18 protein-coding genes are annotated in these 24,361 nt (G+C 42.0%); 2 read left to right on the forward strand and 16 right to left on the reverse strand.

What is annotated here, in order from left to right; all coding sequences use genetic code 11:
• Window positions 1-28: 28 nt before the first annotated feature.
• The 4 genes from CTER_RS26200 to CTER_RS26215 form a co-directional block, all read right to left on the reverse strand.
• Window positions 29-949: an ABC transporter permease subunit gene (locus tag CTER_RS26200; protein WP_004631231.1), complete on the reverse strand. Its 921-nt coding sequence runs from the start codon at window positions 947-949 to the stop codon at window positions 29-31.
• A gap of 228 nt (window positions 950-1,177) precedes the next feature.
• Window positions 1,178-3,514: an AraC family transcriptional regulator gene (locus tag CTER_RS26205; protein WP_004631187.1), complete on the reverse strand. Its 2,337-nt coding sequence runs from the start codon at window positions 3,512-3,514 to the stop codon at window positions 1,178-1,180.
• A gap of 420 nt (window positions 3,515-3,934) precedes the next feature.
• Entirely contained in the window at window positions 3,935-4,183 is a 249-nt protein-coding gene (spoIIID, locus tag CTER_RS26210) for a sporulation transcriptional regulator SpoIIID (RefSeq protein ID WP_004631103.1), read from the reverse strand.
• Window positions 4,184-4,518: 335 nt separating this feature from the next.
• Window positions 4,519-7,599 carry an alpha-mannosidase gene (locus CTER_RS26215; RefSeq protein WP_004631271.1) on the reverse strand — a complete coding sequence of 1,027 codons (3,081 nt, stop codon included), beginning with the start codon at window positions 7,597-7,599 and terminating at the stop codon, window positions 4,519-4,521.
• Between the two features lie 432 nt (window positions 7,600-8,031).
• Here CTER_RS26215 and CTER_RS26220 point away from each other — a divergent pair, with 432 nt between their 5' ends.
• Entirely contained in the window at window positions 8,032-8,895 is an 864-nt protein-coding gene (locus CTER_RS26220; RefSeq protein ID WP_004631217.1) for an AraC family transcriptional regulator, read from the forward strand.
• Between the two features lie 11 nt (window positions 8,896-8,906).
• Here the strand turns inward: CTER_RS26220 and CTER_RS26225 are convergent, their stop codons facing one another.
• From CTER_RS26225 to CTER_RS26265, 9 genes are all read right to left on the reverse strand, one after another.
• Entirely contained in the window at window positions 8,907-9,494 is a 588-nt protein-coding gene (locus CTER_RS26225) for a chromate transporter (protein ID WP_004631097.1), read from the reverse strand.
• On the reverse strand, window positions 9,495-10,058 hold the full coding sequence (locus CTER_RS26230; protein ID WP_083909102.1) for a chromate transporter: 564 nt from the start codon (window positions 10,056-10,058) through the stop codon (window positions 9,495-9,497).
• 87 nt (window positions 10,059-10,145) lie between these two features.
• Window positions 10,146-10,928, reverse strand: a complete 783-nt coding sequence (gene larC, locus CTER_RS26235) for a nickel pincer cofactor biosynthesis protein LarC (RefSeq protein ID WP_004631176.1) — start codon at window positions 10,926-10,928, stop codon at window positions 10,146-10,148.
• A 182-nt stretch (window positions 10,929-11,110) separates the two neighbouring features.
• Window positions 11,111-12,544, reverse strand: a complete 1,434-nt coding sequence (locus tag CTER_RS26240; protein ID WP_004631134.1) for a lactate racemase domain-containing protein — start codon at window positions 12,542-12,544, stop codon at window positions 11,111-11,113.
• A gap of 78 nt (window positions 12,545-12,622) precedes the next feature.
• On the reverse strand, window positions 12,623-13,345 hold the full coding sequence (locus tag CTER_RS26245; protein WP_004631093.1) for a sulfite exporter TauE/SafE family protein: 723 nt from the start codon (window positions 13,343-13,345) through the stop codon (window positions 12,623-12,625).
• 66 nt (window positions 13,346-13,411) lie between these two features.
• Window positions 13,412-14,341 (reverse strand): triose-phosphate isomerase, encoded by a 930-nt coding sequence (locus CTER_RS26250; RefSeq protein WP_004631058.1) that lies wholly within the window; start codon window positions 14,339-14,341, stop codon window positions 13,412-13,414.
• A gap of 22 nt (window positions 14,342-14,363) precedes the next feature.
• Window positions 14,364-15,380 carry an L-arabinose isomerase family protein gene (locus CTER_RS26255; protein ID WP_004631253.1) on the reverse strand — a complete coding sequence of 339 codons (1,017 nt, stop codon included), beginning with the start codon at window positions 15,378-15,380 and terminating at the stop codon, window positions 14,364-14,366.
• 360 nt (window positions 15,381-15,740) lie between these two features.
• Window positions 15,741-16,595, reverse strand: coding sequence for a class II fructose-bisphosphate aldolase (locus CTER_RS26260; protein WP_004631174.1), 855 nt, complete (start codon window positions 16,593-16,595; stop codon window positions 15,741-15,743).
• 36 nt (window positions 16,596-16,631) lie between these two features.
• Complete coding sequence (locus CTER_RS26265; RefSeq protein ID WP_004631170.1) at window positions 16,632-17,819, reverse strand: 6-phosphofructokinase; 1,188 nt, start codon at window positions 17,817-17,819, stop codon at window positions 16,632-16,634.
• A gap of 236 nt (window positions 17,820-18,055) precedes the next feature.
• On the opposite strand from CTER_RS26265, the gene CTER_RS26270 reads away from it, so the two are divergent.
• Window positions 18,056-18,910, forward strand: coding sequence for an AraC family transcriptional regulator (locus tag CTER_RS26270; protein ID WP_004631259.1), 855 nt, complete (start codon window positions 18,056-18,058; stop codon window positions 18,908-18,910).
• On the opposite strand, the gene CTER_RS26275 is transcribed toward CTER_RS26270, so the two are convergent.
• The 3 genes from CTER_RS26275 to CTER_RS26285 are packed head-to-tail and all read right to left on the reverse strand — an operon-like array spanning window position 18,905 to window position 24,344.
• Window positions 18,905-20,914, reverse strand: coding sequence for an alpha-L-arabinofuranosidase C-terminal domain-containing protein (locus tag CTER_RS26275; RefSeq protein WP_004631249.1), 2,010 nt, complete (start codon window positions 20,912-20,914; stop codon window positions 18,905-18,907). The genes CTER_RS26270 and CTER_RS26275 overlap by 6 nt on opposite strands.
• Before the next feature lie 19 nt (window positions 20,915-20,933).
• Window positions 20,934-21,938: a family 43 glycosylhydrolase gene (locus CTER_RS26280; protein WP_004631237.1), complete on the reverse strand. Its 1,005-nt coding sequence runs from the start codon at window positions 21,936-21,938 to the stop codon at window positions 20,934-20,936.
• Between the two features lie 60 nt (window positions 21,939-21,998).
• Window positions 21,999-24,344, reverse strand: a complete 2,346-nt coding sequence (locus CTER_RS26285) for a family 78 glycoside hydrolase catalytic domain (protein WP_004631269.1) — start codon at window positions 24,342-24,344, stop codon at window positions 21,999-22,001.
• Window positions 24,345-24,361: the final 17 nt, after the last annotated feature.

Genomic DNA, 24,361 nt, shown 5'->3' on the forward strand with positions numbered 1-24,361 from the left:
TTTATTTGATCTGTAATTTAATAGCGCTTTAGAACATTGCCAGGTCAGGATTTAGTTTCTTTGTTATTTTATTTACAACTATTACTAATATAAACCCTACTGCTGTTTGATATAATCCAGCAGCAGCTGTCATTCCCAAATCAGGATTATTCTTGAGAGATCTGAATACAAAGGTGTCAATAACATCGGTTACAGGATATAGCGCTCCTGAATCCTTTGGAATGAAATAGAACAATCCAAAATCGGAGAAGAATATTCTCCCAATTTGAAGCAGGACAAGAAGCATTATTAATGGGGCAAGAAGTGGTATTGATATACTTTTTATTTGCTGAAATTTTGTAGCACCATCAATGTCTGAAGCCTCAAAATACGAAGAATCAATACCCATCAGAGCCGTATAATATAAAATTGTATAATAGCCTGCATTTTTCCAGAGACTGGCTATCACCAATATGAACCTCCAATGCTTTGGCTCAGAATACCAATTAATTGCTTCGCTTCCAAACGCCTTTAGAAATTGATTCAATATTCCCATGTCAGGATTTAAAAATATATAGACAATATAGCTAATTACTACCCATGAAAGAAAATAAGGAACAAATAAAGCCGTCTGGTATACTTTTACAGCTTTACGGCTCATATCAAACAACATTATGGCAAAGGCCATGGATATTATAAGCGTAGCGATAATAAATAACAGATTTGAAATAATTGTATTTGTGGTAGCCCTTATAATATCGCCAGAGCTAAAAAGGAATTTAAAATTATTAAATCCAACCCAATCACTTCTAATTATACCCTTTGCAAAATCAATACTTTTAAATGGTATAATAATCCCAACCATCGGCAAATAATTAAAAGCTAATAAAAACAGTAATCCAGGAATTGCCAGAAGCAAGAGACCTTTATTTTTTATTGTGTCTTTTATAAGTTCATTTTTTTTAAACATTTTGTTCTCCCTTAGAATAGTGTGTACAAGACTGCGGTCTATGATTTTATCCTAAGACACAAAGTTCAAAAAGAATAGTGCATTAAGAGTCTTTTTTATGCAAACGGCTACTGTACTTTTTTACTGTAAAATAAGTACATAAAAAAAAACTACCCGGTAAATGTGCATTACACACCATTTGCCTGACGTAGTTTTTATTTGAATTGATATACATAATACTTGCATATTTTATGATTTTTTAAAATTTTTATTTAGAGTATATTCCCTCGGTGTTACACCATATTTCATTTTAAACAATTTATAAAAATAGCTCTCGTTATCTATTCCTATCTTTGAAATAATTTCATGTATGCTTAATTTTGAATTTTCAAGCCATTCGACAGCTTTTTTCAATCGAACCTCATTTATATATTCTGTAACCGTCATATCTGTGACAGTCTTAAAAACTCTTGCAATATGTTTAGCAGACATATTTAATCTTGAAGAAATCTCCGGCAAGTATAATCCACTGTCGAAATAATTGGCATTGATAATTTCTTTTACAGCTTCGGCAAGAGCTGTCTGCTTTTCATTTTCCACACTTCCGGATCTGTCTATAACAGCCTTCAATAACTTCATTATTTTTGCCTGTAATTCATCAAGTGACTCAAGCTCAAAAATTTCCCTGGCCAGAAGATTAAAATCGATATATACGGATTCAAACCTTTGTGCATTTATTTCATCCACAGTAGCTTTTAATGAATTTATAAGCTGTAATAAGGCCAAAACAATGTTGCTGTAACTGAGTCTGGATATTTCTTTCAAAATACTATTGACGGTCTCGCCACTTTTCTCAATATTTCCAACTTTTATTTCCTGCATCAGTTTTCTTTCAAGGGCCGCTTTATATCCTATCTCCTGATTTTCTATGTTCTGTTTTACCATATCCTGCGTTATTATGGTCTCACTTTCAAATATAAGTCTGTACATAGAAGTGTTAAGCGCTTCATTATATAGTCTTGTAAGTTCTTTTGTATCGTTACTGCAACTGCTTATGGATGCAGAGACCTTTATTTTATAGTAATTAAAAATAAATTTCTGCGCCTGTTTTATCAATTCTTTTATGGTATTAATCAAATCCCCTGTTTCGCTATCTACATTCATTATAATGACAATTTGATCACTTTTAAGATCTATTGCCTCATTTTTGAATTTACCAGATAATATTTCAGATGTAATATTAATGATGGCAAACCTATAGATATCTCTATCTTCTTCATTATATTTTTCAATATACTTTTTATAATCATCAATTTTAATAACACAAACAATAAAGGGGGCTTCATTGGAAATTGTTACTTCCTTCTCCTTTATCATTGTTCTGAATTCGCTTGTTGACACGGAGTAGCTGTCAACAAGAAGTTTTCTAAGAAAGTAAGATTTTACTATTCCTTTATCTGACATCTTTTCAGACTTATACTCGTTCAACTTTTCTAAGGAATACTCGTATACCTCACTCAGGTAAGAAATTTCATCTTTAGCCTTATGATTATCAATTGGTATGTTCCCAGTTCTAAGCTGACCTACAAGCTTGCCTATGGGATTATATATAGATTTTGTAATTTTCAGTGAAAGGATAAATGAAAGAATAATAAAAATCAACGTAATAACTATGAATACAGTCTTGATCTTATTGACACTTTCAAAAACTAAACTATATGGCTGAGTTTTAATTATTACCCATTTAGCATTTTCCACATTTGTAAAAGTAATCAGATATTTCTTTCCATTGATATCACTCTCAAATATTCCTGCTGTCTTGTCTGCACTATTCTTAATATAATCTTTATACCTGAGTTTTAGCGAATTATAAAATATATCATTGCCAGGATCACCAATAAAGTTCCCATCGTTATCCATGATAAAAATTTCATCCTGCCCATTTTTATCAACCATGTTTAATTCTCTGATATTTCTTAGCAGCCAATCCGAATTACAATTGACAATAACCGCGCCATCCATATAACCATCAGAACGCATAAATTCATACATAAAGTATGTAAAAACATTCTTGGTTGTCATGGTGTTGCCATCCGTCAGGTTTAGTTTTCTATATACCGGTACCAGCTTTGGAACCTCTTCATATGATTTAATAAGTTTATTCAAGGAAGCATCCTCATAAATAACGCCATCAAGAGTTGTATAATACTTTCCGATTTGTCTATTATAAATATAAATCGACTGGATAAACGGATTGGTATTCACAATGGAAGTTTTTATGGTTTCAATTTCTTTTGTTACCTCACCAAAATCTATATTTGCATTATTAATCAGATTTCTGACATTTGAATTGTAATAGGTTGAAAAACATACGCTGACAAGCATATCATCCATATAATTTATATTAAACTTTATCTGGTTTAAAATTTTTCTGTTTGCGGTATATTCATTTTTTAATATTTCATTCTGAACATTATAATAAGAAATGCCTGAAAACACTATTAAAACCAGAAACATTCCAAGGGTAACCCATAAATAGATTTTGTTTAAGTATTTTTTAGGACTGATAATATTTTTAATACTCATAAAGCACTCCGTTTCGCCGCTATAGTGCAATTAAGTAATGAAAAAAGTTCACGGTCTTATTATTATTTACGCTAATTAAAAAGTAATTCCTACCATTAACAATTCTTCAATTTCAAATTAAACATTATTTAACTGCAACTGGTTAAAATGTACATGGTTTTGAACAGATATAAGTTTAGCATCGAAAATACCTTTAAGTCAAGTTGAAAAAAATCCATCAATCCCATGGCTCTCTTTGTTCTTCTTGACTCTCTTAAAGGCTGGCAGTTGCTACTATCAGCCCTCATCCCGGATTTTCACCGATGAGAAAGCGCACATGCTTGGAGCACTAAAAAAAGCCGGGAGCTTTTCGCTCCCGGCTTTTAAACTTTATCCTCTATGTAAATTTTCTTTTTCAGTGTAAACTTCATCTATGTAAACTTACTTACCCTGATATTTTGCCTTTGTTGCTTCTCCGCCTCGTATATGCCGCTCTGCCTTATTCTCCTCGAGAATGACCCTGACATCGTTCATAAGTGTTGGATTTATTTTCTCTAGTCTTTCAGTAACATCTTTGTGTACTGTGCTCTTGCTGATCCCAAACTTTTTAGCAGCAAATCGTACTGTTGTCTTTTTCTCGATAATATAATTCGCGAGCTCCAAAACTCGTTCTTCTATATATTCCTTCAACCTATACCCCCCTTTGATAAGGCAATTCTGGGAATGATCAGATAATAATACCTGCTTTTCAGGGATTGGTTCATTATCCGTCATTCCAGTGTGCAAAGTAGGCAAAGTCAATTACAACAAGCCCGGTCAGCAATGCGATTTTGCTGTAATTGACTTCTAAAGCTACACAGGCAACGTCTACAGTGTATATATATGCCTTAAGGGGTAGTCTTATGATTATAACGCATAAGTTCAATAGAAAATTTTTCGGCTGTAGAAAAATTTTCTTTCCTGAGGTGCGTTTCAACGAGGTTGAGGAACATTTATTTATGTTTTTTTATAAAAGTTCTGCTATTTTAAACTGATACTTTCAGTGTTTGAATTTCAAAAGGTTTGAAGGTCAGCATTCCGGTATCCTTATCAAAGCTTTCCTGGCATGTTTCCTTCTCCATAAGGTCTACAAGCCTGATATCCTTTGTTTTAAATCCAAAGTCAACCTTTGTACTTATACCTGTGCCATGGCATTCATACATTCTTATTATTAAATCATCACTGTCCTCGCACTTTTTGACCGATTCAACAATTATATTCCCAGCCTCTACCGTAAGAAGTGATGCAGATTTTACAGCAGGGTTTGCAGAAATTGTTTTAAGCGGTACATTCAGTTCGTAGCCGGCCTTGACAACACCGCCCCGGATATAGTCTCCCTTGTGAGGGAACAGGGAATAGGTAAATACCTGCCGGCCCAGGTCTGCCCCGGTGTCGGGAAAACTGGTGCTCCTCAGCAAATTCAGGTCCAGTATGTTGTCCAGAACTTTATGTCCGTACTTACAGTCATTCAATAGTGCAACTCCGTAGTCACCCTGTGAGATGTCCACCCACTTGTGGGCATAGACCTCATATTTTGCCATGTCCCAGGAAGTATTCCTGTGTGTGGGGCGCTTTACATTTCCAAATTGTATCTCACAGGTGGCCTCCTGTGCATAAACATTTACCGGGAAGGATGTCCTGAGCATTTTGGCATTTTCATTCCAGTCCACAGCTGTTATGAAATCAATCTGCCTTTTGCCCAATGTCAAAACAACTTTCTGCTCAAGGGTGGATTGTCCCGATGGTGTCCTGAACCTGCTCTCTCTTATGATCTGCGGACCGTCGGTATAAACGGTGCTGTCTGTGAGCGTCAGCAGCTCACCGGGTTTTTCATCATAATATACAGGGAAATCCCATGCATCGCCCTTATCTTCGTATAGCGCCAACCCGTTGGCCACAACTCCTTCAGGTATAATGTGACGCTTTTCGGCTTTATCGTATATTGATTTTATAAATCCGTTCTCCGAAAAAACAATTGAGAAGATATCATTTTCCATCACATCACCCGTACTGAGCAGTTGTCCTCCCGAATACGCCCCGGCAGCTTTTCCGGCAGTATTCCCAGTCCCTGCGTTTAACAGTATTACTGCATATCCCATGGGAGGAACCTTTGCCTTGCACCAGTTTCCTTCATGGGAAATCCATTCCTCCCGTTCCCAGGATAACGAATTGAATACCTGCACATGCCCTGTATCTCCGGAATTAGTACCGGAGTGCTCATAGGATGCCTCTCCTTCGCACAGTGACAGATACCTTTTCCCGGTCTCAGCTTCCACCTGGCCTAGCATTGAGGCATACCGTTCCAGGGACTCCTTATAAACCCTGCCTATGGAGGATCCCGGCAAAATATCGTGGAACTGATATAAAAGCATCTCCTTCCAGGTTTTATCCAGGAGCTCTGAGGGGTAAACTTCTTCGGCCATTTTACGGCCTCCCTGCTTTACCACGGACAGCACCGAAGCAAATTCCAGTTCACGCAGAGCCAGCTCAAGTTTTCTGTTGTATCTTTTGTTCCTGCTCTGGGTGGTATAAGTGCCCTGGTGGTATTCAAGATATAGCTCTCCGCGCCAGGTCTTCAGCATAGGAGATGCTTCTTCAAGCCTGTCGAAAAATCCCTGTGCGGTTCCCTGGGTTACCGGAGCCAGACCGTTCAGATTCCGTTCCCTCTTCAGCCTCTCCAGATGCTCCTCTCCCGGCCCTCCGCCGCCATCTCCTATGCCGAATAACAGCAGACATTCATCCGAAACACCCTTGTCCAGGAATTCCTGTTCGGAGAAAGCGACAGCTCTTGGTGCGGCAGAGCTGTTATAGGTTCCTTCGGGCGGCATATGCGCCAGAATCCGGCTGCCGTCAAGGCCCTCCCACCAGAAGGTATGATGAGGATGCTTGTTGAACTTGCTCCAGGAAAGCTTGATTGTCATAAAATAATCCACGCCGGATTTTTTCAGTATTTGAGGCAGCGCAGCAGAATATCCGAAAACATCGGGCAGCCACAGATTTCTGATTTCCTGTCCGAATTCCTGCTGAAAGAAACGCTTTCCGTGAAGTACCTGTCTTATCAAGGCTTCTCCCCCCGATACATTTGTATCTGCCTCCACCCACATGGCGCCCTGGACCTCCCAGCGGCCCTCTCTGATACGCTGTTTTACCTCTTCATAGAGCGCAGGATAATATTCCTTGACCCATTGATACAGCTGTGCCTGACTGGCTCCGAAGATATATTCCGGAAAACGTTCCATATTTCTCAAGGCAGTAGAAAAAGTTCTGGCACCCTTGCGAATGGTTTCACGGATGGGCCACAGCCATGCCAGGTCAATATGGGCATGCCCTATTGCATTAATCTTAAGGGAAGGATCTCCGCCTTTTTTATCGAGTTCAACGGCTAAGATCGCTCTGGCCCTTTTTGCTTCTGCATTGTCATACTTCGTTAAAATATTTGCCGCTTCATTCAGGGCTCGCAGAATGCCATGGTATCTGGCCTTATCTTCTGGCAGCTGCTGCAATAAATCCAGCAGTACCTCAAAGTCGTAATAAAGCTGCTCCATTTCCTTATTTGCAACAGCAATATAAGCTTCTTTTAATGTTCCGCTGTCCTGATATTTTCCAAAGAGGTCATTACAGCCTGCATCGGCCCAGATATCTATTTTGTTACCTGCTTTTAAAGGCCTGTCAAACCGGTAAACTATTTTTCCCGGCCTTCCCAGTGAATAATCAAATTCCGAGGAGAAATTTGTGAGACCTCTTACCGGATTTCCGGCACTGTCCACTACATAAAGCTCTCCACTTATGTCAACGAGTAAAATAATTTCCTCATCATCCGCTCCTGTTTCAGAAGCATCTGGTACGGCCCCTGTGAAATGGAACCAGCCGCAATCCCATAAATTCCCCCAACTTTGGCCGATGGCAACATCCTTTTTTATACCCGACATCCTATCCTCAAAGGTCACGGGCTCCGGCGTGATCCACACCGAAATGTCAAGTTCCGAAACCCTTTTATACATTGCCGATTTTATTTGCTCAAGTACTCCGGGCAATCTGTCTTTCATGTTTTTAAAATAATATGGCATATTGACCTCCATAAATAAAAAATTATCTTTATAACAATCTTAAAAAATATAAGACATTAAGTCATGTCAAAATTTTATTAAATATCTCAAAATTTAATATTTATAATTCATTGTTATAATTGATTATCGCAAGACAGCCCCAGCATTCATGAATTGACTCCTCAACAGCTTTACCTTATAATTTAACTCATAGTGCTGTTTAAATTAACTTTTAACTTTGCAAGTGAACAGTTTAGGCCCGATTATACGGGTACGTGAGTACAACTTCATGAAATAAGATGCACGATTAAAAACAATATTTTATGAAGTTAGTCCGGGAGTGCCAGTTGATTCTAAAAAGTTATATAGGTAAAGCAAAATTTAAATTAATTAGCATAACAAGTTAATTTACGAAGGTAGAAAGCTTTTTATTATTTTGTGGAAGGTGAGCACATGGAACCGAATTTTGTCTCGTATAAGGAATGGATAAGTGAGAACCTCCCCTTTGCACTCAGGGTGGACTGTTTAAATTTTCATGTATTTCCGCACTGTCACAATTACATAGAATTTAATTTTACAGTTAAAGGTCAGGCAAAGGAAAAAATAAACGGTATGGAGCATACTCTCAAGCCAGGAACCTTTACACTGTTATTTCCTCATCATATCCATGAGATTGAGACTTCTCCCGAAAATCCCCTGCTTATGTTTGTGGGCAGTATACGGATAGAAAGCTTTTACGACAGGAAGGGGGATTTCCTGGCATTGACCGAGCTTCTGAGCAAAGCGGCCTTTGATAAAATCCCCTACAATTATTTTAATGAACAGGTCACCGAAGAAATTACAAATATATTGAATTTTATGCTGAAGGAGCTTTCCGACAGCAGGCTGTGGAGCACGCTGATGTTTAAAAGCAAATTGACAGAGCTGCTGATTACCTTTGACAGAAACAGGTCCAACAGCAGCTTTACCGAAGTGAATCAGACACTTTGTCAGAAGAGCGGAGTTTGGGATATTATTACCTACGTTTCACAAAATTATTATAAGGAAATTTCACTTCAAAGCCTGTCCGAAAAATTCCACATGAGCATTCCCCATATAAGTTCATCCTTTCATCAGCTCCTCGGGGAAAACTTCCACCGGTACCTTGAAAAATTGAGACTTGCGCAGGCTTGTGATCTACTGCTCTCCACAGATTCTTCAGTGCTTGACATCTGTTTTGAGACAGGCTTTACCTCCTATAAAACCTTTTCAAGGGTATTCTCCAAAAATTTGAAGTTAAGTCCCACAGAATATAGAAAGCTCAAGCTGAATCATTAGAAGAAAACATATTAGTATAAAAAAACTCCTAAAACTCCGGCGGCCAATATCAGAAATATGGGCTGTATTTTTGTTTTGATCAATATGAGGAATGTAGCGGCAATGAGAATCAAACTCTTGACTTCCAGCAGGTTCACTCCTGCCGCTGTTATATTCCAGCCGCCTGTAATGAGAGTATTTCCTGCTGCCAGAATCATACCGTTTTTTATTGCAAGACTTACGGCAGCATACAGGATTATTCCGGTTATAACCGGTCTCAAACCGTTTAAGGCAGCCTGCACCAACGGATGATTATACGCCTTGAAAAAAAAGGTGGCTACAACAATAACTATTACGGCACAGGGGATTGCTATACCAAGAAATGATACGACAGCTCCCGGAAATCCCGCCACCCTGTATCCAAATCCTACGGCGGCATTTACCGCTACAGGACCGGGCGCCATGCCCGCAATGGCAATGACATCCGTCAACTCGGCTGCAGAAGCCCAGTGGTTTGCTTCAGAGACTTTTACCATGCTGGGAATCATTACATACCCTCCGCCAAATGCGAAGGCACATAACTTTACAAACATGATGAACAATTTAAAAAGGACACCCATTTACAGCTCACGTCCTTTCTTTTTTTCCTTGATGCAATTAAGTGTTTTAATCCAGTGGACTACCAATCCGCACACTATACCGGCGATAATCAAAGGTATCGGATCCAGATGCAAAAACAAAGATGCTGCAAAGGCAGCAGCAGCAATAACGACACTGGCTAAATTATTAATTGCTGTTTTACCGATTTTATATGCGGCATAGAGAATTAACCCCACAACCACGGGATATATAGCCTTGAAAATGGATTTGACGGCCGGATACCCGCTTATCCTTGTAAACAGAACCGAAAGTGTCATTACGGTCACCACAGACGGAGTCACATTTCCAAGCAGTGCGGCAATGGCCCCCGGAATACCTGCCACCGAATAACCTACGAAGGTTGATGCATTAATAGCAATAGCTCCCGGCAATGCCTGGGCCACCGAAAAAATATCAATTATTTTTTCCCTTTCCAGCCACTTTTTGTTTTCTACAACCTCCTGCTCGATCAAAGGTATTATTGCATAACCTCCGCCAAAGCTCACAGCACCTAATTTAAAAAAAGCCATGTATATTTCAATCAACTGCTTTAGTCCAGCTTTCAGAATCTGTCACCTCTTTTATCTGCATACAGCCTTGCAAAAATATTTAAACTTCTCTGTGGTACAAATTTAGATGTTACATTCCCCCAGTACCACCCTCAAAATTCCCGGTATCTCCATTTCTCTTTTTCCAGAGCCGTATCCAACCTGTATTACCGACATGGCAGGTACATTTCCGAAAGCTTCGGCCAGAGTTGCGATTATTGTTGCTCCCGTGGGTGTAATCAATTCATTTTCAACCTCAATGGTATGAAAGGGTATTGAGGCCTGCGTCATAATTTCCATGGTGGCAGGTACCGGAACGGGAATAATGCCGTGCCTGCAGGTGATAAAACCTGTTCCGTCGTGCAGCGGGGAACTCATTATCCTGTCGGGATTCAATATATCTATACAGACTGCCGTTCCTATTATATCCGCAATTGAATCCAATGCCCCAACCTCATGAAAATGTATATTTTCCATTGTGGTTCTATGTACTTTGGCTTCGGCCCTGGCCAGCCTGTTGAACATTGCCTTGCTGAGGCTTTTAACTCGCTCAGACAATGAACTGCTGTCAATAATCTTTTCGATATCGAATAAGTTTCTATGTTCATGGTGTTTTTCGTGACCATGCTCATGATGAGGTTCATGATTATGCTCATGGGAAGGTTCCTCATCCTCCAATATTACATTTACATCGGTGCATCCGATGCCATTTTTGTATACTGTTGAAAATTCAAACTTCAGCCCTTCAAGGTTAAGCTTGTCCATTTCCTCCAGAAACCTTTTATGGTCTATACCCAGATCTATCAGCGCACCCAGGGTCATATCACCGCTTATTCCCGAACAGCAGTCAAAGTACAAAAGCTTCATATGTATCTCCTCTCCGGACCGTTTTGTAATGGTATTTATAATTAAATGGTTAAAAAAAGACTGGTTCAAGAGAACCCTTGAACCAACAAGATAAAAACAGCATTAGCAGGTGTATATTTAAACCATGCCTTTCACCTGAAGATAAGATCCTATCGTTTTTGATGTCAGGCATGGACTTAAATCTATTGTTCATCCTTCATTCCAAGATGTACGGCAGTTAGCTTGAAGGTTTTTGGCAAAGCCAGTATATTCGGATTTTCTCCCACATATTTTCCGGCATCCTTCAGAGCTTCTTCAAAGGTAGCTCTGGTTTTCATACCCATGCTTCTTGCCAATCCCGGCTCAATGGCTCCAACAATATAAATGGCGGAACAGTTCATTTCTGCTATATGCCCGCAGGATATCATTGAGAACGCATGGTACGGGTGATATCCGTAGTTGAAGCGGTATTTGTCTATATACTCCTTATTGTTCGAGAAATACTCCCCATACTTCTCCAGGTCCGGCAGAGTATTGTGATAATCCTTTTGGAACAGTTCATATAAAGCCCTGTATGACGGGAATTCTTCATCATGGAAGTAGCCGTTGCATATGGATGAGCATATAACCACACAGTTATCCTTCATAACTCTCTTGTGGCGTATAATCTGTGCGGATATGGCCTGAAGCATAAGCAGAGGATTTGTTCCCATGCCGTTTCCGTAATGGAAGGCCTGGGGCATGCCAAACACCATGATATCATACTTCTTTTCTGCCCACGCTATGTTGGTCCTTCTGTCACACACCTCCCAGGACAGCGGCTGTATTTCTCTGGCATAACCTGTAAATACTCCGATTTGTCTTGAATTGGTATCAAGGCAGGCGTCACAGGTAAAAAATTTCTTGCCCATGCATTTCTCCATGTGCATGCCTATTGAATCGAATTTACTTCTCATGAGGCTGTCCTTGCTCACAGGTGTGAAGTCCTTCCGGTGCATAACATGGGGTACATGATGATGCATGATGGATTTCCAGTGCGTAATACCCGTTGTACAATGCTTGTAGCCTCCGGAATAACCGCCGTACGGATTGCCCATTGCATGTCCTATAAGTATGGCGAAGTCGGAATCGTATACCTCTTTGTTCATGATTACTCTGTTGTTCATTTCGTCATAACCCAGGTCCACCAGATTGTCGTAATCTTCGCTGTCATGGTTGACTATCTGGTTTGACCACCAGAAATCGTTAAATACCTTTGCTCCCAGCAGGCTTTTGATTTCCTCACGGGTATTTTTCCTGTGAAGACCATTGCTGCAAATGAGTTTGATATCCTTTTTTTCCACTCCTGCCTTGTACAGTTCCTCCAATATTATGGGAATTGCCACTTTCCTGTGGGCTGTCTCCTGGAAGCCGCCCTTAACCTTGTCAGGGAATACGATTACCACCTTCATGCCTTTTTTTACAGATTCTGAAATAGGAGGCATTCCTATAGGGTTTAATATGGATTTTCTGGTCTCTTCCTCAATATTTTCAATAAACGGCGGGTCGGGAACCGTCTCACCCGGTATGAATACATCAGTACTATCCGGCAGTTCGGCTTCCATCAAGCCCTGTCCATATTCGAACGCAATTTTCATTTTATCCTTCCTCCTTTTTAATAAGTTTTGGCTTCAAGCCTGTTTATAAGAGTCTTATCCCTGCTCCCGACCAGTTCATTACCTGATCAAAAGTATTGTTCCAAGAACAGCCATCAGTATGTATACGGATTTTTTCAGAATATCCTGTGGAAGCCGGACAAAAACTTTCATTCCCAGTACTGTGCCTGAAATTATGGCTGCAATGCATACAGCAGCATATTTCATCACTCCGGGCTCTATATTTCCGTACGCCTTATGCAGAATTACCGTTACGCCGCCGGCTATCATAAAGGAGAACTCCAGCGCCGCCTTATATTCCATTTTTTCCTTGACCGTATTGAGATAATATATTACCAGCGGAGGCCCTCCAATATTGAACATACCTGAAAGTAATCCGCTGACGGCTCCAAAGGTTATCCCGTTTATTCTGCTGTCCCTGATAGACAGCTTTTGTGCCGGGCTTTTTAAAAACATAATTGACAGCAGTATGATGATTAAGCCCAGTACCTTTTTCAGCAGGTTTTCATTGCAGACTGTAAGCAGGTATACACCCAGAGGCATAATCAGCAAGGATGACAGGACCGGCAGAATGATGAGCTTAAGTTTTAAATGCTTTCTTATGGTCATACACACCCAAATTCCGATTATACAGGCCGACAAAGCAGACAGAACCGCCGCACTTTTAAGGGGCATTAACATTGGGAGCAGTGACATTACAAACAGTGAAAAACCAAAGCTTGCCGATCCCTGAATTACACTTCCCACAAAACAGATTACAAACACCAATAAATAGGTTTCCATTAATATGCATCCACTTTTTATTCAATCTTTTAATTCAATTAATAATCAATTTTTTATTTGATGTACTCATTCAATGTATTTATCAATGATGATCTTCAGATCTTCCGGGTAAAAGCCTATTTCACCGGTGAATTTTGTCAGGGCAACCAGCCCTCCGTCTATACTGCCTATCTTTGAAATGGTTCCGGCATTTTCTTCCTTCAAGCCTCCGCCATATACTACCGCCGGTTCAAATCCGAAATTCTCCTTGACGACCTGCTTGATATATGCCGAAACAAAGCTTATATATTCGGCTCCCGGAGGAGTTTTTCCGGGTCCTATGGCCCAAATGGGTTCATAGCCTATTACCACCGCCTCGTGGCATTGCTTTGCTTCTATTCCTGCCAGTGATCTTAACAGCTGGGCTTTTAAAACTGCTTCGATTCCCGGCTGTTGTTCCTCAAAACTTCCTTCGCCTTTTTCCTCTGCAGTTTCACCAATACATACCAAGGCTTTCATTTGCGCATCAAGAGCACATAATAATTCCTCGTTTATGAGCTTGTCTACCGCTGCATTTGCAGTATTCCTTGCCTGCTCCTCCCGAAGAACAGTCGGATCGTAATGAGCAATTATCCCCAGTTTATCCCTGCGTTCCTCAGAGTGTCCGATAATTGTCCATTTGCAGTCCATATTGCTGACAGCCGCAGCAGGACGGTTTGTGGTGAACGCTCCAAAATTTCCGCCCTTGGCCGCATTCTCTCTGAATACACCCTGGCAGCCTATTTTTATGCTTTTTGTATCGTTCACGGCATAGCCGGCAAGCTTCTCCCTTGCAGTGATCAGCAGGTTCTCCTGGAGCAGGAAGCATACTTCGACAGCTTCATACCTTCCAATTCCCAGGCTTACGCATTCACCGACTATCCATTCGATCCATTCCTTCGGGTCATCCTTCTGGCATATGCCGCCCAGGCTTTTTGGGATCTCAAAACGTTTTAAATTTACAAATATCTGTTTCATTTTCAAGTTATCTCCCATTTTTTCAGACTTCGATTACCTCTATATCCAACAGCTTGCACATAAGGCGCATTTCATCAGCCACATCCTCCCAAACAAGGCTATAATGGTGCGGAACCCCTTCTTCTGCTATCCTGTACAAAACTTCGCGGACAGGGGTCTCCATTTTAACATTTACCATTACACCTTTGGTTACAACCTTGGTAGGTACTGCCTCACCTTTTGCAAGGAACAGCTTGTAACGGTCTCTGATCTTGCACATTCTTGCTATTGTCACCCTGCCGGATTTCAATGCAGTGTAGAAGGCTGTTCCCTGTCCTGCCAGAGGGTGGTTGGACAGCTTGATGTCACTTCCGGGATCCTTCAGCTTTCTGCCGGCCTGACCGCAGTGCCAGAATAATGCGGTGTTTTCCATTTCATCAATATTAATGAGGTCGCTCATAAATACCGTTGTATCTGTCAGGTAATTTTGTATGAGCATGGCAATGGTAGCATCCATATCTCCCTCACAACCGATTATAAAGCCCTCATCGGCCATTCTTGACAGGACGGCACACGGCGTGGTCTTCAGGACTCCCATCTCGGGCCAGCACTTGATGATACCCGCATTCAGTCCCTGCTCCTGGATCAGGTTCCTAAGTGTAAGGTACAATCTGGAATGGTTTTCGAGATATTCGTCAGATATTTCAATGGTTTTGATTTCACTGCGGATTTTCTCCATATCCTTTTTGACTTCTTCTGCATCAATCGCTGCCATGCTGTCAAATATGGGTTTTAAATCAAATTCTTCAATTTTGATGCCGAAAAGTCTTCTTATCAATGTTTCATCAAAGGTTGAACTGTAGAAGGCAGTGGGTCTGTATCCCAAAAGTCCCAGAAAAGTCTGTCTGAGCCTTTTCAGTGTATTGTAAACTCTGACATACTGTCTTACTTCCTTTGCAGCTCTTTCATCGGTATTGCTTCCATATACAAAATGGAATTTATGTTCCAGTCTGTGCATTGCAGCCGCATTCATGGTCGCCGCAACCAGACTGTTTGCCATGAGTCTTCCTCCGTCGAAGGGTGGTTCGTATGGTGCCCAGATAATTACGGGTACCTTGAGCTCTTCACCTATATACGTAGCTGCATAATCACCTGTGAAGGCACCGAGTACAAGAACAACCAGATCTACAGATTTGGTCCTGAAATATTCTGTTGTATCTTCTACATCCTTATTATTTACAGCTATATTTTCAGTTTTAACTATATTTATTCCCGGGCAGTTGTCTTCAAGTCACTTTCCATATTCGGCATGCCTGTTGGTGGGCAGCTCACGCGGCCATCTGCCTGAAACGGTGGTTATTAAACCAACATTAAGCTTTTTTTGTTCCATGATTTTTTCCTCCTGTCAGCGATTAGATTACTATGCTTTGTTTGCCGAACCCGAAAGTTCGATTATTTCCTTGATGGTACCTTCCAGCTTCTTTTCTGCAAACTGTGATATCTTCCAGGAGTGTCCCTGATGGTCAAGAGTATCTATGCCTTCCTTGTAGAATTCCACGTATTTATGTCTTACAAGTGTACCGAAGTTTATCTTGGCAACACCTGTTTTGATTGCCTCCCTGACTGTCTCATCGGGCATTCCGGTACAGCCGTGCAGTACAAGCGGAACATCCGTAATATCTCTGACCTGTTTCAAAATATCAAGACGGATCAGCGGCTTGCCCTTATAAAATCCGTGTGCATTTCCTATTCCAACGGCAAGCATATCAGGTGTACATAATGAAAGGAATTTCTTTACATCCTCAACATTGGCTATGTTCTTGTTGTCCATTACAGCTCCGGCGCCATCAAGCCTTACAAGCTCTCCGACTTCGGCTTCAACGGGCACTTCAAAGGATTTGCAGGCCTTGATGACCTCGTTTGTATGCATCACATTGTCTTCAATGGATTCTGCAGAGCAGTCAAGCATAATTGAAGTAAATCCGTATTTCAGTGATCTCATACAGGTATCAAAGGAATCTCCGTGATCCAGATGTATGGCTACAGGTACTGAAACCTTGTTTGCAAGCCATTTGCACACCTCAGCAAACCAGTCGTCTCCCGAATACTTTCCTGTTGCCACATAGTGAGCCAATATTATAGGAGACTTCATTTCTTCTGCTGCATAGCAGATTGATCTTATAATGTCATAATTTCCGCCCTGGGTATTTATGGCTGGGACTGCATAACCTCTTTTTTGAGCATCTAATATCATTTCTTTACTTGTAACCAACATATTATTTAACATCCTCTCAAATATATTTTTTATTGTTTAAAGTTTTGGAACACTTATTTTGGATAATGCTGCGTATTGTGGAAGCGGAGCTCCTATAAGGGGCATACAGTAATCAATGAATTCCTTCCTTATTCCGTTTCCTCTCTCATTTATCCACTCAAGGGGGAACTTTCTTTCGGCATTTGCGACCTTTTCAAGGGGAACCAGCTCAAATTCATAGCTGTAAGGCTTGCTTGAAGTTCTCCTGATTGCTGCCATAAAACCTGTTTTGCCTTCCACTGCTGATTTAACGGCAAATGCACCTGCTCCTATTGCTTCCTCCCTGTCAATACCTGACTGCATGGGGATGGATGCCCTTCCAAGAAGTCCTGGCTTTTCGGCCCTCGATTTTATTCCCAGCCTGTTTATGATTTTATCCGACAGTGCCTGTGCAACCCCTCCCGGAACCTTATGCCCGAAGCCGTCCACCAGACCGGTATCGGCAATGGAAACCCCGTTTGCATCCACCAGGCCTTCGCTTGCAACTACCAGAACTCCTTTTGTTTTGGAGTGCCACATCCTGACATCTTCAAGAAACTCCTCCTCATTGAACGGCCTTTCTGGCAGATAAATAAGCTGGGGCCCCGCTTCTGTATTTGTTTTTGCAAGTGCTGTGGCTGCCGCAAGCCAGCCTGCATTTCTGCCCATTATTTCAAGCACTATAACGTGTATGGGAAGCGCTTCTACTTCTTTTGCAAGCTCCATGGCCGATATGGCGGCATATCTTGCGGCACTTCCGAACCCGGGGCAGTGATCTGTAAATTCAAGGTCATTATCTATGGTTTTCGGAATGCCGATAACTTTCATATCGTAGCCTGATTCCCTGGCAAGCAGGGCCACTTTGTTGCAGGTGTCCATGGAATCATTTCCGCCGTTGTAAAAGAAATATCTTATGTTGTATTTTTTGAATATTTCTAAAAGAACAGGATAGTCCTTATCATTTAATTTTCTTCTGCAGGAGCCTGTTGCCGATGCAGGTGTATAGGGCAGCAAATCAATGTTTTCCTGGGGTTCTCTTCCCAGGTCAATGAATTCTTCCTTAAGAACTCCTTCAATTCCATATCTTGCACCGTAAATACCCTTAATCTGCGCGTGTTTTTTCGCTTCGGTTATTACTCCGTATAAGGATGAATTAATAACTGCGGTTGGACCGCCGCCATGCGCCACAAGCAAATTTCCTTCCATTTTTCTGCCTCCCGAATATATTCATTATATTGTTGCGTATTTAATTGACTTGATACAAGTATAAGCCTATAATTATATTAAATGAATGCATAGTTTTGCCGTTTATATACACAATATTGCTGTTCACATAAATGGCAGGGCAGTTAATTACAGAAATCAGAGCCTGCCTGGCATCCCGGTTTGGATGGAAAAGCGCCCGGATTTGGATGGATTTTAGGTGCGGAGGAATTAAGCTTATGATTGATATCTCAGGCCATTTGAGAGATTATAAACAGGAATGCGGATTTGAGGATAAAGATAATTTTCTTACTGTTAATTGCTGTGGATTTCAGAAGTTTATAACCAAAAATTTTGCCAGGCACCGTGAAAAGGGACGGCTGGACTACCAGGCTATATATATTATAAAGGGCAGAGGCTGCTACAAGGTTGATGGTGATTTTGTAAACGTTGAAGAAGGGAATGTTATTATATACAAACCTGAAGAGGAACAGCACTACATATATGACTTTACCCATTGCCCCGAGGTATACTGGGTTCACTTTACAGGTTCCGGAGCGGCTTCATGTCTTGAAAATGCCGGCCTCACCGGAAAAAAGGTCTATAATATCGGCTTAAGCAATACCTGCATTGAGCTCTATAAAAAAATAATAAATGAACTCCAGATAAAAAGATCACTGTTTGATCAGATTTCAAACGGGATGTTAATTGAGCTGCTGTCACAGATGGGAAGACGGCACAGGGAATTGTCAAACGGTACAAACCGCCTGAAGGATGCCAGCCTGCAAAAAGTCATAGAAAACATGCACTCCAGCTATAATCTGCAATGGACGGTCAAGGATTTTGCAAGAGAATGCAATCTGAGCACCTACAGGTTTATTCACAATTTCAAGGAGTACACCGGAATGTCTCCCATTGAATATCTCACAAAAATAAGAATAGACAAGGCCAGGGAATTACTCCTGGACTCGTCTCTCAACATAAGTGAAATATCAAATGTTATTGGCTATGAAAACCCTCTTTATTTCAGCCGTGTTTTTAAAAACTCCACGGGGCTGCCTCCCAGTGATTTCAGAAAAGGGGTCCATTCATAGCAGTATTTTAAAATCAATTGCGTATACCGAATGGGCCTTAAGCACAAAATGCGAGCCTTCCGCCTTGCTTGTTTTTGGCTTGATCCTTCCGGTATCCAGGGCATGGTTGATGTCTCTGTAATGCTCTCCTGTCAATTCCCACATTTCAACCTCTTTACCGGAGTTAAAACCCTCCAGTTCAATATGGACCTCCACATCCTCAAGACTCCTGTTAGCCGCAAACAGTGTCAGTATGGTTCCAGCTCTGTTCAGACAGGCCACAGAATCAATTATTGGCAGGTCTATCAAGTCAACGTCGTTACCTTTAGCCTCTACCGAATATTTTTCGCAATTAATATCTGTGTCAACCATATATGCAATATCTTTTTGGGCATATATTTGTAAAATGTAATAAGCGGGAGTGCCGTAAACAACAGAATCTTTTCCGCTCCAGCCTGGAACTCTTCCCTTCGATTGGTCCGAACAGCTGTCTCCCACTCTGATACAGCCTCCGGTCCAGCCGTTTACCAAATCAGAAAAATTGGTTATGGCCACCATACTGCTGTTTCTTATAAACTCATTCAGATTTGCTGCTACAGCCACTCCTGCCTCAAGGGTATGCTCATCCGGCAAACCTTTTCGGATTGTATTGGGCAGATACATTGTGTTATATTCCGTTATGGCATATTTGATATGCCGATACTTCGGATTGCTGTTTATAATATCCGTTGTAGCGTTGAGGATATGCCTTGTCACCTCAGGGAAGGAAACAATGCCTTTAAATTTCTCCTCATCACTTGAGCTCTTGTCCATGCCCAGCCGCCCATAGCCGTGGTATATGTGTATTGCCACAAAATCAAGATATTCTCCTGCTTTTTCAAGCAAGGTACCGTTCCATTCAGGTACCACATCCCCGCAGCCTATCAGCAGTATACCGGGGTCGGCTTTTTTCATTGCCCTGGAGAACTCAGCACACCTTTTTCCGTATTCTTCGGCGTTGCAGTGTCCAACCTGCCATTCCCCGAATATTTCATTTCCTACCTGCCAATATTGCACATTGTAAGGTTCCACGTGTCCGTTCTTGGCTCTGAGGGCTCCCATAGGAGTATTGCTGGCTCCGTTGCAGTACTCTATCCATTGCACAGCTTCTTCGGGTGTTCCCGATCCTGCATTGATACATATCATAGGTTCTGCATCCAGCTTCCTGCACAATTCAATAAATTCATCGGTGCCGAAATACTTGTTGGACATGCCTCCCCATGCTTCATTGTACATGTTCGGTCTCTGGTAAAAGGGCCCGACTCCGTATTGCCAGTGATATGCGCTTATTACGTTCCCTCCGAAGCGGAGCATACGCGGCTTTAAGGCTTCGATGTATTCATACACCTCTTTTTTTACATATGCCACATTGTCGGCAGGAAGCATTGATACGTGATCAATCCAAAGCATACCGGTGGATACCGAATCCCGCCACGGATATTCCGCCGAGTTCACGCCAACCCTGAATTCGGCATTACTGCAGTCTTCTGATATTTCCAGTCTGCATTCACATTCCTGCCAGTCATGGCAGGGCAGCTGGACTACAGTTCCTGCAAGCCTTTTATTTTTTTCACAATCAAATATTTCAATATTAATATTGTTCAGCTCGGGAGAGGATCTGGCATACATTTTAATACTGTATTCAACATTTCCTTTTACCGAAATTCTCTGAGCAATTCCCGAGTAAGCGCAATCATCGCTGATCATGCTGATTTTCTGGCTGTTGCCCGAGTGAAGATAAGCCGCAGGTTCCAGTGCATACTTTGTATTTTTGCCGTTGGTTACGGGATACCAGGATCCTGAAACACCTCTATGGCATATGTCTTCTTCCTCAAAGTCCATATCCTTCAGAACATATGCCAGCATGCCATCCATAAAATCCCGTATATCCTCGATGAAATGTGAAAATATGTACGGGCTTATTTCATTATCCGCTTTTTTTGAACCCTTAACTTTTATTATTGTATTTTTCAGTATTTTTATCATCCCCTTTTTAATTTATGTTTTATCTTTTAGGATACAGCCTGTCACTTTCCCATTCCATGGGAATAACTGCTGGTCTGGCGTAAAAAGGTGCAAAGCTGTCATTAACCGGATTTCCAAACATAGTAGCGTAAAATGTGCCGTCTTTTCCGGTAAAAAAGCTGTTATGACCTCCTCCTGTAATTGATGTATATCTTTCTCCGTATGGTCCGTAAATATTATCTGCCGTGGCTATGACACAATCATAGCTGAGCTTTTGCCGGACACTTCCAGGGAAGTATCCCACCTGGCCGTTCTCCAGCATTGTCCATATTGCCAGAGCCATGTGATATTTGTTATTATGCTTGAAAATAAATACTCCCTCGCAATAGGGTTCGGGGTCAAAATGCTGCTGGATCACTCTGCGGGGATCCTCAGCGAATCCCGACATATCCTTTTTCAGCTTTGCAATACGGCCATCCTGCCATACATAATATACATCGCCATTGTCATCAGTAAAAATACTTGAGTCTATGCGCTTTGTCAACGGGCCGTTACATGCATCCACATATGGTCCCTCGGCCCTTCCTGTCGCACTTTTCAGTAAAAAGGTACAGCTGCCCTCTTCCCCTTCGTTTTGAGGTTCCCAGTTTATGCTTGCCGTTATATAAAAATTTCCGTTTATATGATAAATCTCCGGAGCATATAACGCCCTGCAGCCTGTATTCCGAGATTCCTCACTCCAATTGCCGTGCTTTACATAGAATTTGTTTTGCCAGGTGCCGTCCTTTTCAAAGCTCCAAACCAGGCCCATACTCTCCCAGACCTTCAGGTCTTCCGAACGCCAGAGCTGAATACCGTCATTCCACCTGAACGCAGCCTCTTCACCTTTGGCTCTGGTGGTACCGGTACAATAATAGTACCCATCTTCGGCCAGGGTAATGTGTGTATCCCTTATCCAGGTATCAAATAGCGGAACCGTATTATCGGGTATCAGGGTTTTGGGATCGGCAAACGCCAGCAGCAGTTCTTTGTTTTTTTGGTTCATTGTCAGTCTCCGTTGTATTTATTTTTTTAATAATTTTAATAGCCTGAAGTTATTGCATAATTAACCGATTATCTCTACGCCTTCCGGGGCATTTATAGTGACTCTTCCATTTTCCCACTTCACTGCAATATTACCCTGCGGTATGGGACATTCTATGCGGTAGTCGGTGCCGATATCTTTAGGTTTAAGCTTTATCTTCACACAGCCGGGCTCCATTATTTGCAGGCCGATGGTATTTTGTATCATAAACTGGGCAGGTCCCGCAGACCATGCATGGGATATGGAACGCATAACACTGGTATAATAGCCAAGCCTCCAGCTTCCGTTCATTCCCCATTCCTCAAATGTGGATGCTGCACCCTTGTCGACCATCCACGCACACCAGCGTTCATGGATAATTTTGTACGCAAGGTCGTAATGGCCGGCAAGATCAAGCGCCCTGAGAGTAAATGCGGTTGCAAAAGGTTCTGCTATGGTAAATTCCTGTTTCTTTTCTACAAATAAGTGATTAATGACAGCCTCCGCCTCATCTCCCGTACAAAGACCCCAAAGTATGGCAGCCATGTTTGAATGCTCACTTACACGTAAGGACAAACGTCCATTAAAATTGGCATCCACATAGCAGCCCTTCTCACTGTCAAAGAATCTGGAATTAAAGGCTGCCTTTATACCTCCACGTATATCCTGAAGTACTCCTGACATATGTGTGTCATTCATCAGCTCTGCCATCCTGATCATTTTATCTGCCACCCCATAAAATTGAGCATTTAAGAAAGCATTTTCGCCGGCAACATAACTTTTCATCCAGTCTACGCCATCAATAAGTGCCCAGTCAATGAATGCCTTATACGGCAAATTGCCCAGCAAGCCATGTTCATCCAGCTGGTCTGCAAGGGCATACGCAAGTTTGCATACATGAGGCCAGTACCGGTGTATCCATGCCATATCTCCTGTATATTCATAATGGTTCCATAATGCGTCTGCCCACCATAAGGAGTAATCTACTGTAGATGCTCGCCAGTCCCCGTTATCCCAGCTTTGAGTGGTAAATTTTATAAGTCCGTGAGGTAATTGAACCAACCCCGTCTGGTGCAAAAATTTACCCGGAAGTTTTGTGTCGCCGAAGCAGGCGTAAATGCCTCCCAGCAGCACTGCGCAGGTATCGCCGCACCATTGGCTTTGTTCACGCCATGGTGTGTCCATAATATAATCGTTGCTGCACAATCTCAGTGTATGCCTGCATATACTGAATAATTTGTCCAACCGGGCATCTCCGCTTTTAAAGGAGCCCCTCAGCTGATATGGATATGTGCGGCTTAATGCGTGCAGGGAATATACCGTTATGGGACTAAAGCAGTCCCTGAAGCGAAGTTTGACAAATCTAAAGGATTCCCATGCAAAAAAACGGAATTGCTGTCTGCCTTTTCTCAATATATACCGGCCGGAGCAATGAAGGGTTTCAATACTGTTTACGAAATGCCCGTCTACCAGGCGTTCGGCATATCCAACATCCACCATGGCCCCGCCGGGGCCTTCCATATCAAATTCAATGTATCCCGTCATCACCTTTCCAAAGTCTATCACAATACAGGGATCGTAATATCCATCCAATAAAAAGGTATGGGTTTGGTGGGCTGTGCTGCTGCCAAAACACGAAAATCCGCTTTCCTCCAGCAAATTTTCAGGGGAATCAACCAGGCTGTTCTCCACAGGTTTTCCAGCCAATGAAAGCGCTACGCTGAGATCCTGGCTGCGGACACGGTTTTCAAGCGACAGTGCCTCTTCTACATAACATATGGAATGGGCATAAACTTTTTCCTCAGGCAGAAACGGAATATCACGTTTTATCAAGGGCAAAGGTGCTGCTGTTTTTACCTTATTCCAATAGCTGTCGTCAAAGCCAGGCAGCGTCCAGCCTTCGGGACAGAGCCGTGCATCGTAATGCTCCTGGTAGCTTACATTGCTGTTTTGTCGGTCATGCTGTGTGTCGCAGCTCCACATGGGAGCACGTAAAACATGCCAGCCTTCTTTGCCGCTGGAGAGCAGCACCTTGTTATGCGCATCTGTAATCCATGCAATAAAGAATGCATCCTGGCTGCCGTTCATGTTTTGAACCTCGGCAGCCAGGCAGTTCTGCCGGTCTGCCGAAATAAAATCCTCTACCGTGTAGCTGTCCAAAATGTTGGCATATGGTGCTGCCGGCGGCGGTCCCTGTCCGATCAGCTGTCCATTAAGGTACAGCCGGTATTTTTTTATTGCCGAAACATGCAGGGTAAACGGCGGATGAAAGCCTTCTGAAGCAAACTCCCTGCGAAACAGATAGTAGCTGTTGGTTGAAGGCTTCTCTTCATCCGCCCAAATAAATTCTGCCGCCGGACAGATATACTGTAAAATTTTATCAACCATATTGACCTCCATGAGCC

The sequence above is a fragment of the Ruminiclostridium cellobioparum subsp. termitidis CT1112 genome (assembly GCF_000350485.1).
Classification (GTDB): Bacteria; Bacillota; Clostridia; order Acetivibrionales; family DSM-1351; genus Ruminiclostridium; species Ruminiclostridium termitidis.

Coding starts and splice junctions, on each gene's coding strand:
- CTER_RS26200 (WP_004631231.1), bottom strand. CDS start 949: ATGTTTAAAAAAAATGAACTTATAAAAGACACAATAAAAAATAAAGGT.
- CTER_RS26205 (WP_004631187.1), bottom strand. CDS start 3,514: ATGAGTATTAAAAATATTATCAGTCCTAAAAAATACTTAAACAAAATC.
- CTER_RS26215 (WP_004631271.1), bottom strand. CDS start 7,599: ATGCCATATTATTTTAAAAACATGAAAGACAGATTGCCCGGAGTACTT.
- CTER_RS26220 (WP_004631217.1), top strand. CDS start 8,032: ATGGAACCGAATTTTGTCTCGTATAAGGAATGGATAAGTGAGAACCTC.
- CTER_RS26225 (WP_004631097.1), bottom strand. CDS start 9,494: ATGGGTGTCCTTTTTAAATTGTTCATCATGTTTGTAAAGTTATGTGCC.
- larC (WP_004631176.1), bottom strand. CDS start 10,928: ATGAAGCTTTTGTACTTTGACTGCTGTTCGGGAATAAGCGGTGATATG.
- CTER_RS26240 (WP_004631134.1), bottom strand. CDS start 12,544: ATGAAAATTGCGTTCGAATATGGACAGGGCTTGATGGAAGCCGAACTG.
- CTER_RS26245 (WP_004631093.1), bottom strand. CDS start 13,345: ATGGAAACCTATTTATTGGTGTTTGTAATCTGTTTTGTGGGAAGTGTA.
- CTER_RS26250 (WP_004631058.1), bottom strand. CDS start 14,341: ATGAAACAGATATTTGTAAATTTAAAACGTTTTGAGATCCCAAAAAGC.
- CTER_RS26255 (WP_004631253.1), bottom strand. CDS start 15,380: ATGGCAAACAGTCTGGTTGCGGCGACCATGAATGCGGCTGCAATGCAC.
- CTER_RS26260 (WP_004631174.1), bottom strand. CDS start 16,595: ATGTTGGTTACAAGTAAAGAAATGATATTAGATGCTCAAAAAAGAGGT.
- CTER_RS26265 (WP_004631170.1), bottom strand. CDS start 17,819: ATGGAAGGAAATTTGCTTGTGGCGCATGGCGGCGGTCCAACCGCAGTT.
- CTER_RS26270 (WP_004631259.1), top strand. CDS start 18,056: ATGATTGATATCTCAGGCCATTTGAGAGATTATAAACAGGAATGCGGA.
- CTER_RS26275 (WP_004631249.1), bottom strand. CDS start 20,914: ATGATAAAAATACTGAAAAATACAATAATAAAAGTTAAGGGTTCAAAA.
- CTER_RS26280 (WP_004631237.1), bottom strand. CDS start 21,938: ATGAACCAAAAAAACAAAGAACTGCTGCTGGCGTTTGCCGATCCCAAA.
- CTER_RS26285 (WP_004631269.1), bottom strand. CDS start 24,344: ATGGTTGATAAAATTTTACAGTATATCTGTCCGGCGGCAGAATTTATT.